This is a genomic window from Lentilactobacillus diolivorans DSM 14421 (assembly GCF_001434255.1).
Lineage (GTDB): Bacteria > Bacillota > Bacilli > Lactobacillales > Lactobacillaceae > Lentilactobacillus > Lentilactobacillus diolivorans.
In genome coordinates, this window is sequence record NZ_AZEY01000020.1 from 200,601 (window position 1) to 213,348 (window position 12,748).

Sequence of the window (12,748 nt, forward strand, 5' to 3'; positions counted from 1 at the left end):
CTCAGTAATGAGGCAGAGGCAAAGCGCTAACTTCACTCCAACCTTGTTTTATTTGTTCTGTAAAAACTTGTACGATTGTTGCCCAGCCTGACGGCCAAAGACAACTGTTTCAGCAATTGAATTACCACCAATTCGGTTGTTGCCGTGAAGACCACCAGCAACTTCGCCACCGGCAAATAAACCTGGGATCACTTTACCGTCATCCGTTAAGACTTGGGCATCATGATTAATCTTGACGCCACCCATCGTATAATGAACGGCAGGTGCAATATGAATCGCAAAGAATGGGCCATTTTCAATATCCCGATCCATTCCAGTTGCCCGGCCAAACTCTGGATCCTTTTGATCAGTAACTGCTTTGTTCCATGTCTTAACAGTTGCTGCCAAATTCTCTGGATCCACATTAATATTTTTGGCCAAATCAGCAATATCATTGCCGTGAACAACCAGACCAATATGATCATAAAATTCGATTGCCTTCACATGCGCACGAATACCGGTATCCAAAATAAGGTAGGCACTCTTTTCAGGTAACTGGTTAATGGCATTTGTCACATTTTTACGGGTATCCAATTCATTGACGAAACGTTTTCCTTCGCCGTTAACCAGAATGGCGCCTTCACCACGAGTTGCTTCACCAATTAAGAAGGCATGATCAGTATCTTGTTGGACAGTTGGATGAACTTGAATCTGATCCATATCGACTAAGCCGGCCCCGGCAGCTTCGGCAAGTTTGATGCCATCACCAGTTGCACCTGGTTGATTAGTCGTATTGTAGTCAACCAAATCAGGGCGATATTTTTTAATGATGTCTTTGCTGGCACCAAAGCCACCGGTTGCCAAGATAACCGCCCCAGCATCAATCGTCTTTTGACTTTTATCTGGTAACGTTACCTTAACACCGCTAATCACATCAGCATTTTTTTCCAATTCATCCACGTGAACGTCATCAAAAACTGGGATTTCAGCCTTCTCAATCAATTTTAACAATTCAGTCACAAGAAAATTGCCAATAGGTGCCATACTAGCCGGTCGATGAGTTCGTTTAATCTTCATCCCACCGGTAATTGTCAGATCATCCAAATGAATGCCGTGTTCAGCCAACCAGTCAATTGCCAGCGCCCCGTGACTGGTAAAGTAATGGAGCATATCAGTGTTGTTGAGACCACCTCCACCCTTATAAGTGTCTTCATAAAAGTCTTCGTAGCTGTCAACAATATGATGCTTTAATTGAACATCGGTTTCAGCAGCGTTCATCCCTGAAGATGCACGAGTCGAATTGCCACCTAAGCGATCCATCTTTTCGAAAATAACTGGTTTGACCCCCAGTTCATGTGCTTGTAAAGCAGCAACCAAACCGGTGGCGCCGGAACCAACAATCACCAAATCGTACTGATCTTTTAGTTGTTCAATTGGAGTTGGTGTAAATACATATTTTGCGGCCATATATTGAATCTCCTTTTATTTACGCGGACTTAATCATTTACTTAAATACCGAAATTAAATGATGATTATTTATCAATGTTGGTCATCTTTAATGGATCGACCCATTCATCAAATTGTTCTGCCGTGACCTTACCTGACTTAACAGCAGCATCCTTTAACTTTGTCCCTGCTTTGTCAGCAGCTTGAGCAATTTTAGCACTGTCATGATATCCAATGTGTGGTGATAAAGCCGTAACCGTCATTAACGAGTTGTCAGTCAATTCCTGCATCCGTTTTGCATTGACAGTTAAACCATGAATCATCTTATCGGCAAAGCCCATCATCGTTCCACGAAGTAAATCAGCGGATTCCAAGAAAGCGTCGATTAAGACCGGTTTGTAAACGTTCATTTCAAAGTTACCTTGTGAGGCCGCCAAGTCAACAACGACATCGTTACCCATTACTCGAACGGCTGCCATCGTAATAGCTTCGGCCTGAGTTGGGTTGACTTTACCAGGCATAATAGAAGAACCGGGCTCGTTAGCTGGGATATTTAATTCATCATATCCGGCACGAGGACCACTTGCTAAGAAGCGAACATCATTGGCAATCTTTAATAGATCGGCTGCTAATGTCTTCATGGCACCATGAACAACGTTTAACCCGGAATGAGCGGCTAATCCATCGAATTTGTTAGTGTCGGCAGTAAATTTCAAGCCATAAACCTTGCTCATTCTTTCGGCAATATCATCAGCAAAGTGAGGGGCAGCATTTAACCCGGTTCCAACAGCTGTTCCGCCCATTGCTAATTCAAGTAACGTCCCATCCAAGCTCTTTAAATAACCGAGGTCATGTTCGATCATGCTGACCCAGCCACTGACTTCTTGACCAAATGTGAGTGGCGTTGCATCTTGGAGATGGGTTCGACCAATTTTGACTGTTCGCCAATACTTATCCTGTTTTACCTTCAGCTCATCAATTAAATGTTGAGCTGCCTTTTCAAGATCCTGAACCGCTTCACTAGCGGTAATATTCATTGCAGTTGGAAAAATATCGTTTGAACTTTGACCATGGTTAACGTCATCATTTGGCAAGATTTCAATACTGTCATCAATCTGGGCTGCCTTATGAGCAACAACTTCATTAACGTTCATGTTTGTTTGAGTACCAGAGCCCGTTTGATAAACTTTCAATGGAAAATCTTTACGTAAGTCTTCATCTGATAAGCTTAAAAGTGAATCAATAGATTTGACAATCAACTCGCTCTTTTCAGAACTTAGTGCGCCCTCTTCGGCATTCGCCTGTGCAGCCGCTTTTTTAATCTGTAATAGCGCCTTAATGATTTGAAGCGGCATAAATTGACCAGTTGGGAAATTATTCCGACTTCTTTCTGTTTGAGGACCCCATAAAGCACTGGCTGGGATTTTAACTGGACCTAAAGTATCTTCTTCTGTACGATAATCTGACATCATAAAAGCCTCCATTTTTGTGATATTGTTAACAAATATGAGTAAATAAAAACCAAATTTTCCATATTTGGTTTTATTGTAACCGTTTTTAAGGAAACTGTGTAGGCCTTAAACTTACTTGGTAGCCACCACAATTTCTGCCATCTGACCAGCTGAATGACGCATCTTGGCTAATTCATCACTAGATAATGGCACTTCAATGACTTTGGCAATCCCTTGGGCATTAATAACAGCCGGATTACCAATGTAAATATCATGCAAACCATACTCACCGGTTAGTGGCGCGCTAATTGGCATTACGAGGTTTTCGTTATTCAAAACTGCTTTACTAATTCTCATCAAGCTCATCGCAACTCCGTAGAAGGTTGCCCCTTTTTGGCGAATAATCTGACCACCCTTTGCGCGGACATCTTTTTCAATATTTGCTAGTTCCTTGGAAGTGATCTCACGATTGTACGCAACATCCTTAAGTGGTTGCCCTTCAATTGTTGCTTCATCGTATGCCGCAAACGATGTATCACCATGTTCGCCCATAACATCCGCGTTTACATCTTGTAAACTCACGTTAAACTTGTTAGCTAAGGCAACATCCAAACGGGCAGTATCCAATGAAGTTCCCGTTCCTAAAACCCGATTCTTGGAAAAGCCGGAAATACGTTGGGTAATGGTGGTCAAAATATCAACCGGATTGGCCGATACTAAGAAAATGCCATCAAATCCGCTGTTAACAATCGGTTTAACAATTGACTCTAAAATTTTTGTATTCTTGGAAACCAAATCTAACCGGCTCTCACCTGGTTTACGTGGGACACCGGCAGTGATGACAACCAAGTCAGCATCCTTGGCATCTTCATAAGACCCTGTCCGGATACCAGCTGGATTAGTCAATGGTAAGACATCTTCCAAGTCGAGGACATCACCTTGGGAATGATCTTTTTGGATATCAACAATGACAATTTCATCAGCGACATTAGCTTGTAACATCGAGAAAGCATATGAGGAACCAACTGCACCGTCACCAACAAGAACGACTTTTTTAGATTTATTAATATTGTTAAACATAATTAGTACCTCTCCATTTAGATTCCAAAACTGCACCAGAATTCTACTATAACAAGGCTTATAAATTCCGTCTTGTGAAACTAGATACATTATAGCGTATTCTTTTAACTTTTGCAAAATAAATGTGATATTTTAATAAATTTGAAGTAATGTTCGTGAATATATCGCTTTCATCGTTATTTTTTACATTTATTTAAATCTTTATGAGTGCCCAATAAACCGTTTTTTGAATGGATGTGATCTTAATCACGATTATTTTTAACCATCCCTTTCTAAAACGTCCGTTATTTACTGCAGATATCACGATCAATTCCACTTCAAGTATAAATTTCATGAATCCGATTTCAAATAAAAAGCCCTTCTCAATTAATTTACTTTGATTGTTAATTGAGAAGGGACTATTCGTCATGTTTAATTAGTTTAAATTAAGATTTTTTGAGCACCGCTATGTTTTTCAAAGAAGGTTTTCGCATAAGGGCAAACGGGATCAATTTTCAGATTGAAAATTTGAGCCAGCAAAATCAATTTAACAACAATCTCCGCTGCGATTCCCAAGCCTCGAAAATCCGGATCAACAGTCACTTCAGTAATCGTCAAGATACGATTATTGATTGAAAAAATGCCGTTACCAACGGTTTGCTGCTGACTGTTAAGAACAATTAATTGAGTCGGTGTTGGCCGATAAGAGACCAGTTGGGACTGTGAGGATCGTTTATCCGTCGCTGGAGCAGACAATATATGCTGAACTAAACTGGTGATAACTTGATTAAGAAAGCGCCCTAACGAATCATTATTCAATAACCCGTTTTTAGCAAAGAGTGCGTTAGCTCTACTGAGATACACTTCAGCCGGTTGAATAATTGTCATGCCAACTGCTAAAGCGACTTGCTTCAAATGCTGGCTGGCACCAAAGCCACCAATACTACCCGGCGAATTTGAAATAATCATCGCGGGTTTGCCATTCCATGAATTATCTCCGGCCGGCCGTGATCCAACATCAATTGCGTTTTTTAAAACACCGGGAATTGAGCGGTTATATTCAGGCGTCACAAACAATAAAGCGTCAGCATCAGTAATTTTTGACTTAAATGCTGTCCATTCCAACACGCCTTGATCTTCAAGATCTTCATTAAATAAAGGCAGTGTCCCAATCTCAATAAATTCTGGGATAATTTCATTTGGCAACATTAATGCTAAGTTTTGAGCAACCTTCTTCGAATAAGCCTCTTTTCGAAGGCTGCCGACAATAATTCCAACCTTTTTCAAGATGAATCCCCCTTTGGATTAAATAAACCACTCGTCAAATCATAAATAAAAGCCGCGTAAATAACTCGTATCGTTAATCATTTGTTTGCAAGTCTACTTTTAATTGTCTTACTTGCTTATTTGAAATTTTTTATTGCATCGCATACTTGAGAAGTAACTCCCGGCCATGTAAGTCTCTCAATCAAATATTCAAAACCTGCACTTTGCTAAAACGTGTGAAAAGAGAAGCAACTCCCGGCCATATAAACCGACCAACTTGATATTCTAAAACCAGAATATCGAGTTGGTCGGTTTATATTCTGGGAGTTAACCGCTTCTTTTCACACTCTCTACTCATGGTCATACATCCCAATTCCCAACGGTGTTACAAACTGCGGAAAACTTGGCTTATGCACCGGCATTCCTAATGTTTTGCTAAACGTTGGAATAAAGTCCTTAAAATTAATCGCACCACCCACAACTACTACCGGCTGTTCAATTGTCTTACTGGTTGCGGTCTTAGTAATCGTGGCCATCTTTTCAACAACCGGTCGAATAATCGGAAAAATATTCTGCTCTTTTTTAGGATCTCGTTTCAATAATTCGGCCTCATCAGATTTAATATGTTGGTTGCCAGCAAGAACTAAGGTCATATGAAAGCCGCCTGTCGGCTCATCCACAACCTCGGTAAGCTTACCATTTTTAAAAACACTAATCCCCGTTGTCCCGCCACCAATATCAACAACCGTTCCTGTTTCAAGATGCAAAAACTGTGCAGCCGCCGTTGGCTCATCAACAACATTTCGACAAACAAATTCGGCTGCCTCAATCACGTTTGAAACAATCTTGGCACTACTTTCGCCGGTGCCTGGTGGAATTGCCCCACAAGCCGTTGTCAACTCAATCCCCAATACTTTTTCAGCCTTTTGTTTAAGTCGCTTAAGAATTTGAACTGATTCCATATAATTAACGACAATGCCATCCCGAACAGCATGATCATATTCAAACGCACCATATAACGGTTGATTATCATGATCTAAAACCGTTAAAACGATTGAAGACGTTCCCAGATCAATGCCAACCCGAAGTGATTCATTCTTATGCAATTTTCGAATAGCATGATCGCTGTTAACCACTTTAGCAAACTTTTGCAGTTGCTCATTGGCTGCCTTTAAATTTGTGAATCGTTTTGTCCTTGTTTGCATACAAATCCCTCGTTTTTTATTACTTTTGCAGATTACATTGTTAATTTTAACACGTTTGTAAACGTTATCACAGAGTCGGTAATTAAATATGAGCTCGAAATTTTCGAATCTATTAAATCAAAAGTCAACTAATTGATTAATGACACAAAAATGGTAATCATCCCATTCTTCAATTAATCCAATTCTAACGCCATTCGCTTACCATAGAAGCAATTGAGACCACATTGTTTCTTAATATTTACCTAGAAGCTGACATTTGTAAAACGTTCACATTTGCTTAGATGTAATGTTTTATAACATCAAAATGCATATTTATTCTTTAAAGCAACTAAAATAAGTATAATTTTTTTGTTGACTTTGATTATTTTATTGCTAGAATGGCTTTAACTAACATGTTAGGTTTTATCACATTAGTCACAAAGAATGTTAGGAGGCATTTTTATGGCAAACTCGCTTAAACGCGGCATGGGTTTTTGGGGCCTCATCTCAATGGGAGTTGGCGGCGTCATCGGCAGCAGTTGGATTTACACTAATAGCCAATTCTTTAAACAATATGGTGCAGGTGGTGAAATCTTTGGCTTATCGCTCGCATCCGTCTTAGCAGTTCTAATTTCACTATCATTTGCAGAACTGTCAACCATTTTCCCGGAGTCAGGCGGCGAAGTTGTATATGGTTATGCTGCTTTTGGGAAAAAAGGCGCGCTTTTCGCGGGTTGGGCACTCTTGGGATCATATATCAGCATTTTGGCCTTTTATGTGACCGCCTCCAGTTTCTTAATTTCAACAATTTTTCCTGAAATCGCAACTGGTCCTTACTATACTTTTGCCGGGGTTAAAGTCTATTTAATCGAGTTAGCCATTGGCATTGCATTTACGGTATCAGTTTTTGTAATTAACTATTTTGGGGCTAAGTTAACTGGAAACGTCCAAATTGTCCTCATGGCATTACTGATCTTTTTAGGAGTTGTCATTATTGTGGTCGGGATGGCAAAGGGTCGCCCTTCCAATTTTTTACCTGCTTTCACAGACAAACAACCGGTTTTTTCGTCGATCTTTAGGTTTAGTCTGCCGGCAATGACGTTTTTAACGGGATGGGAATCAGTTGCGATTCTGGCAGAAGAAACGAATATTCCAAAGCGAAAAATCGGAATTGTTGTCATCCTTTCCATTGTTATATCCGCATTCTTTTATATCTTTGTCTTACTGTCATCAGCATGGATTTTCCCTTGGGAAAAAACGGCCACCATGCAAATGGGCACCATCGATGCTTTCAAAGCGGCCGGTTATCCGGTACTAAGTATTTTTGCTTACCTTGTGTCGTTTTTAGGATTAGTAACCGCGTTTTTAACGCTTTTTACCGCTGCACCAAGACTTATCTTCTCTTTAGCCCGTGGAAACATTCTGCCCAAAGCCTTTGCTAAAGTTCATCCTAAATATGGAACACCAACAAATGCATTATGGCTAGTGTTGGCACTCGTTCTTGGCTTGGGTTGGATTGGTAAAGGAGCTCTAGTCTATTTTCTTGACATGGGTGGATTTTCAATCGCTTTAGCGTGGTCATTTGACGCTTTTTGCTTGCTGAAGATCCGACTTAAATATCCTGATATCAATGGTGGCTTTAGAAACAAGCACCTTATTCTACCCATGATTGGTGGTATTTTTGCGTTAAGTATTGCCATCTTCACAATCATTCCGGGAACTCCAGTTTCCCTGGTTTGGCCGTATGAATATGTTATTTTAGGAATTTGGTGTGTTCTTGGTTTGGGTAGTTACTTTATCAAGGGACATGAACTATCAGTTTCCGAAGATTTATTAGGAAACAGCATTGAAAATATGATGATTGACAAAAACCATATAACACGCAAAGGAGAGTCTTAACATGGATCGTACTATTATAGAAAGTCCAATTCCAATTTCATCTGTTGCATGGGACCGGGGCTTATCGCATGAACCGCAAATTCAGGAATCAAATGAGCCACTTGTTGCGTCTAATTTTTATCCAGAACGCATTATCAACAGTCCCGAATATTTCAATCAGGGAATTGATGGCACACTAATGTCAATTTACGTTCGCCAGTCAGTCTACGATAAGCTAATCAATGCGGCCACACTCTTGCCAGAAGGCTATAAATTTGTTTTATTCGATGTCTGGCGCTCAAACGAAGCTCAGCAGTCATTATTTGATATTTTAAAGAATAAATTATCAAAGCAATACCCGGATCTTTCACAGCCTGCATTATTAAAGCGTGTTTTAACAACGGTTGCGCCACCTTCGGATGATATCATAAATAAACCTTCTCCCCATAATACAGGTGGTGCTGTGGATCTGGCGATTATTGATCAAACCGGTCACCCACTCAAATTCGGAACCCCTTTCGATGATCACACAGAAGTTGCCCGGACATCTTACTTTGAGGAAAAGCTTTCTCAGGGTAATCAATTAACGTCTGATGAGGAAATGATTCTTCAAAATCGTCGTTTGCTTTACAATATTATGACTGAAGTTGGTTTTACCAACTATACTGATGAATGGTGGCATTATGATTATGGTAACCAAAATTGGGCTTGGAAATCCGGTGCACCATATGCCATTTACGGTTCAATTAGACCAACATTCACCTGGCAAGATCCATTAATATCATAAATTTCCTAATTAAAAATTCCCATCGACAGCAAAACCCATAAAGCCTCTTCATTGGCATTATGGGTTTTGTTAGGTTTGTTCAACTATCCATTCAATCAAAATATAACAATTTTTTCATAATACCTAACGATTAAGAGGCTAACCAATCTAAAATTTATGCATTAAGCTTGTCCGGCCCAGTCCGCAGGATACGTCGTATAAATAAATCGAGCTTCATCAGGGGCAGAAAATTGAATTTGGCTCCCTTTGGGAATAAGAATCATTTGACCCGCATTAGCAGTGGCGGTCCCATTTTTCCCAATAACACTTAAACTCCCCGAAATCACATAATCGATTTCATCATAGTTTAATTTCCAGTCAAAAGTGGTGTGCTTCATTACCATGAGACCACAACCTAATCGTGGACTTTCTTCAAGGGTAAAGAAGTCCTTGGTATAGACTTGATCGCTAGGATTTCCCGTATCCATCCTATTTTCTTCGGTAACGTGCCAATTAGGCGTGTCAACGGTAATCAAACCATCCGGTGTTGCATTCCCATTAACATTTAAATTTTCCGCCAGAACTCTTCTAACAATTTCCTCAATTTTTTCTCGATCAATGTTCATTCAGTTCCACCTTACCTTTTTCGTCGCCTTTTTTGACTTTGTCTGCTTTGCCAAGAACCCGATTTGCCATAAACATTGCAACCGCAATTGCTGTAATTCCTGCGACTAATTTGGCAACAATCATTGGAAAAATCATATTTTTAGCGACACCAGCAGTAAAGCCTAAATGATCTCCAAACACAAATGCTGCTGAAACGGAGAAAGCAACGTTAATGATTTTCCCACGATCATCCATATCCTTCATCATTTCAAACATCGGAATATTGTTAGCCAATGTAGCAACCAGCCCAGCCGCAGCGGTTTCGTTCATTCCCAATGCTTTTCCCAGATGAATCAACGGCTTATTAAAGACCTTGGTAATAACATATACGAGCGTAAAGGCCCCGGCTAACGTCATTGCAATACTACCAACAACCTGCACACCTTCTCGAACTGAACCAATTCCCGGAACCAGCGTCACACCCACCATTGATTGAATCGCACCAAGGGCTAATCCAAATGTACCAATAATTACAATTGCTTGGCCGAACACGGAAAAACCTTTAATCATTGCTTCTGGTTTAAACCACATCCCCAATGCAATTAATAGGGCAAACAAAATAATTGGAACCAGATTTTTCAAGACATCAATCACCGGCATTCCCATCACCAATCCACCGACAAAACAGCCAATTGGAATGGTAATCATCCCTGACAACACACCTGTTGCTAAAAAGCGATGATCTTTTTTATCAATAATTCCCAAGGCTACTGGAATTGAAAACACTATTGTTGGCCCCATCATCGATCCCAAAATAACACCCGCAAATAAACCAGCTTGAGTATTTTGGGCCATTTGAGTTGCCAATTGGAAGCCGCCCATATCGATTGCGATCAAACTAGTTGCAAACATTGACGGATCCGCACCTAACAGTTGAAACACAGGTACAACAACTGGCGATAGGACCTTCGCCAAAATCGGCGCCAAAATGATGATCCCAACCATTGACATTGCCAATGATCCCATTGCCATAATTCCTTCTTCAAATTTTTCGCCTAGACCAAAATGATTGCCAAACATTCGATCAAGCGCACCCAATGCCATAAAAAATACCATAATGTACATAATAATTTCATTAATTCCCATAGCAAAATTGCCTCCTTTCTTCACTACCTCTAGTCAATTCTTATGCAGCCTTGCTTTCTTCAAATAAAACGGCCAAGACAATCCAACGCCCCAGCCGTTACCTTAAATTCGATATCGTTATTCGTCAGCGCCATCCTCTAAACTTTTTGACATATGTGGCAAAATTGCATCCACTTCACTATGAGGTCTTGGAATAACGTGAACTGAAATTAATTCGCCAACGGTCTCAGCTGCCGAAGCACCGGCATCTGTTGCTGCTTTAACCGCCCCAACATCGCCCCGCACCATCACCGTTACCAAGCCAGCTCCGATTTTTCGTTGACCAATTAAAGTTACGTTGGCGGCTTTTACCATCGCATCTGCGGCCTCAATTGATCCTACAAGTCCCTTTGTTTCAATCATTCCTAATGCATTTGTATTTGACATAACAGTTTCCTCCTATTATTAAATTACTTGATTTTGGCCATTACTTGGCGAACGATTGCTTCAACTAGTTGCTTTTGATCATGGACTGCAACCACTTCGTCAGCTTGTTGGCTCTCTTCTCCACGAATGTCGTGAAGCTCTCTGACACCGACCGCTACCCGTTTAATATTGATAAGATTCATCGGATTAACATTGTCTGAAGTTGCACTCCCACCAATCGCACCACATCCTAAAGTCAGTGACGGGTCCAAATTAGTTGAGGCCCCAATGCCCCCTAAAGCACCAGGTGTGTTAACAAGGATTCTAGAAGCGGGTACCAACAATGCATATTTACGAATAATTGCTTCATCTTCCGAGTGTAAAATGGCTGTATGACCAGCACCCTCGTTCATTAATAATTTATTCGTTAACGCGGCGGCAGCTTCGCAGTTTTCAACCTCGAAATAGGCTAAAATTGGCGTTAGCTTTTCTCTTGAATATGGATCCTGTGGGCCAACATTCTCCGGCGTGTCGCGGGCAATCAACACACGGGTTCCCTCGGGCACATCGATCTGAGCCAAATCAGCAAGTTGTTTAACCGATTTCCCAACAATTTGAGGATTCATCGTCCCGTCTGCGCGTAAAATAAACTTCGATAATTTAGCAATTTGACCTTCACTTAAGAAATAACCACCCTGGTTTTTTAACTCTTGTTGAACCGCCAACTTATTGGCATCCTCAGCAATAATCGATTGTTCCGATGCACAGATTGTCCCATTATCAAAGGTTTCAGAATCCATAATCCGCTTAACGGCCAGGTAGACATCGGCACTTTTTTCAATGTAAGCTGATCCGTTTCCCGGCCCAACGCCTAATGCCGGCGTTCCCGAAGAATATGCCGCGTGAACCATCGCACCGCCGCCAGTTGCCAAGATTAGCTTTGTTTCGGAATGACGCATTAATTCATCGGTGCCTTCCAAAGTTGGCGCGGTAATCCCAGCAATTAACCCGGCCGGGGCTCCCGCCTTATAAGCCGCTTCACCAACGACTTTAATGGCCTCCAAAGTGCAATTCTTAGCATTGGGGTGGGGTGAAAAGACAATTGCATTTCCGGATTTAACAGAAATCAGAGCCTTGTAAAAAACAGATGATGTTGGATTGGTAGATGGGATCAACCCAGCAATGACACCAACAGGAACCGCAATGTTGACAATCTTATTTTCCGGATCCTCTGATAAAACCCCAATTGTTTTCATACTTTTATATCGATCATTGACCGTCTTGGAACCAAACACATTTTTTAAAACTTTATCCTGCCAAATTCCAAATCCGGTTTCTTCTTGTGCCATTTTTGCTAATCGTTCGCTTGCAGCAACCGCCGCATCAGCAATCGCCTGGCAAATTTGATCAACTTTTTCTTGAGAAAATTTGCTAAAAATTTGCTGAGCTCGGGTTGCTTGATGTAGTAAAGTTCTAACCTCTTGAATCGAAGCTAAATCAGCATCTGTTAAATTCACGTGTCATCTCTCCTTCGCACATTTATCATCATTAAAACAAATTAA

The 12,748-nt window shown here is 40.8% G+C and carries 11 protein-coding genes; 2 read left to right on the plus strand and 9 right to left on the minus strand.

Annotated features, from left to right (window positions below):
• Window positions 1–48: 48 nt before the first annotated feature.
• The 5 genes from FC85_RS02340 to eutJ all read right to left on the minus strand — a co-directional run bounded on the left by FC85_RS02340 (window position 49) and on the right by eutJ (window position 6,406).
• Window positions 49–1,446, minus strand: a complete 1,398-nt coding sequence (locus FC85_RS02340) for a flavocytochrome c (protein ID WP_057863957.1) — start codon at window positions 1,444–1,446, stop codon at window positions 49–51.
• Between the two features lie 65 nt (window positions 1,447–1,511).
• Window positions 1,512–2,894: a class II fumarate hydratase gene (locus FC85_RS02345; RefSeq protein ID WP_057863958.1), complete on the minus strand. Its 1,383-nt coding sequence runs from the start codon at window positions 2,892–2,894 to the stop codon at window positions 1,512–1,514.
• Window positions 2,895–3,008: 114 nt separating this feature from the next.
• The gene (locus tag FC85_RS02350; RefSeq protein ID WP_057863959.1) at window positions 3,009–3,956 is read right to left on the minus strand and encodes an L-lactate dehydrogenase; all 948 of its coding nucleotides are present in this window, start codon (window positions 3,954–3,956) and stop codon (window positions 3,009–3,011) included.
• Between the two features lie 420 nt (window positions 3,957–4,376).
• Window positions 4,377–5,222, minus strand: a complete 846-nt coding sequence (locus FC85_RS15365; protein WP_083484877.1) for an NAD(P)H-dependent oxidoreductase — start codon at window positions 5,220–5,222, stop codon at window positions 4,377–4,379.
• Between the two features lie 329 nt (window positions 5,223–5,551).
• Window positions 5,552–6,406, minus strand: a complete 855-nt coding sequence (gene eutJ, locus FC85_RS02360) for an ethanolamine utilization protein EutJ (RefSeq protein WP_057863960.1) — start codon at window positions 6,404–6,406, stop codon at window positions 5,552–5,554.
• A gap of 441 nt (window positions 6,407–6,847) precedes the next feature.
• Here eutJ and FC85_RS02365 point away from each other — a divergent pair, with 441 nt between their 5' ends.
• Together FC85_RS02365 and FC85_RS02370 are read left to right on the plus strand one after the other, a co-directional pair.
• Window positions 6,848–8,284, plus strand: a complete 1,437-nt coding sequence (locus tag FC85_RS02365) for an APC family permease (protein ID WP_057863961.1) — start codon at window positions 6,848–6,850, stop codon at window positions 8,282–8,284.
• A gap of 1 nt (window position 8,285) precedes the next feature.
• A complete protein-coding gene (locus FC85_RS02370; protein WP_083484879.1) occupies window positions 8,286–9,050 on the plus strand; it encodes a M15 family metallopeptidase in 765 nt (254 codons plus the stop codon).
• Window positions 9,051–9,211: 161 nt separating this feature from the next.
• Here FC85_RS02370 and FC85_RS02375 read toward each other — a convergent pair whose 3' ends face one another.
• From FC85_RS02375 to FC85_RS02390, 4 genes are all read right to left on the minus strand, one after another.
• Window positions 9,212–9,655: a cupin domain-containing protein gene (locus tag FC85_RS02375; RefSeq protein WP_057863962.1), complete on the minus strand. Its 444-nt coding sequence runs from the start codon at window positions 9,653–9,655 to the stop codon at window positions 9,212–9,214.
• A complete protein-coding gene (gene eutH, locus FC85_RS02380) occupies window positions 9,645–10,781 on the minus strand; it encodes an ethanolamine utilization protein EutH (RefSeq protein ID WP_057863963.1) in 1,137 nt (378 codons plus the stop codon). Before eutH ends, FC85_RS02375 begins: the two co-directional genes overlap by 11 nt.
• Window positions 10,782–10,898: 117 nt before the next feature.
• Complete coding sequence (locus tag FC85_RS02385; protein WP_057863964.1) at window positions 10,899–11,207, minus strand: BMC domain-containing protein; 309 nt, start codon at window positions 11,205–11,207, stop codon at window positions 10,899–10,901.
• 23 nt (window positions 11,208–11,230) lie between these two features.
• A complete protein-coding gene (locus FC85_RS02390; RefSeq protein ID WP_057863965.1) occupies window positions 11,231–12,703 on the minus strand; it encodes an acetaldehyde dehydrogenase (acetylating) in 1,473 nt (490 codons plus the stop codon).
• Window positions 12,704–12,748 lie beyond the last annotated feature (45 nt).

What these genes read in the sequence shown, in the direction of transcription:
- FC85_RS02340 (WP_057863957.1), bottom strand. Translation starts at nt 1,446, where the DNA reads ATGGCCGCAAAATATGTATTTACACCAACTCCAATTGAACAACTAAAA.
- FC85_RS02345 (WP_057863958.1), bottom strand. Translation starts at nt 2,894, where the DNA reads ATGTCAGATTATCGTACAGAAGAAGATACTTTAGGTCCAGTTAAAATC.
- FC85_RS02350 (WP_057863959.1), bottom strand. Translation starts at nt 3,956, where the DNA reads ATGTTTAACAATATTAATAAATCTAAAAAAGTCGTTCTTGTTGGTGAC.
- eutJ (WP_057863960.1), bottom strand. Translation starts at nt 6,406, where the DNA reads ATGCAAACAAGGACAAAACGATTCACAAATTTAAAGGCAGCCAATGAG.
- FC85_RS02365 (WP_057863961.1), top strand. Translation starts at nt 6,848, where the DNA reads ATGGCAAACTCGCTTAAACGCGGCATGGGTTTTTGGGGCCTCATCTCA.
- FC85_RS02370 (WP_083484879.1), top strand. Translation starts at nt 8,286, where the DNA reads ATGGATCGTACTATTATAGAAAGTCCAATTCCAATTTCATCTGTTGCA.
- FC85_RS02375 (WP_057863962.1), bottom strand. Translation starts at nt 9,655, where the DNA reads ATGAACATTGATCGAGAAAAAATTGAGGAAATTGTTAGAAGAGTTCTG.
- eutH (WP_057863963.1), bottom strand. Translation starts at nt 10,781, where the DNA reads ATGGGAATTAATGAAATTATTATGTACATTATGGTATTTTTTATGGCA.
- FC85_RS02385 (WP_057863964.1), bottom strand. Translation starts at nt 11,207, where the DNA reads ATGTCAAATACAAATGCATTAGGAATGATTGAAACAAAGGGACTTGTA.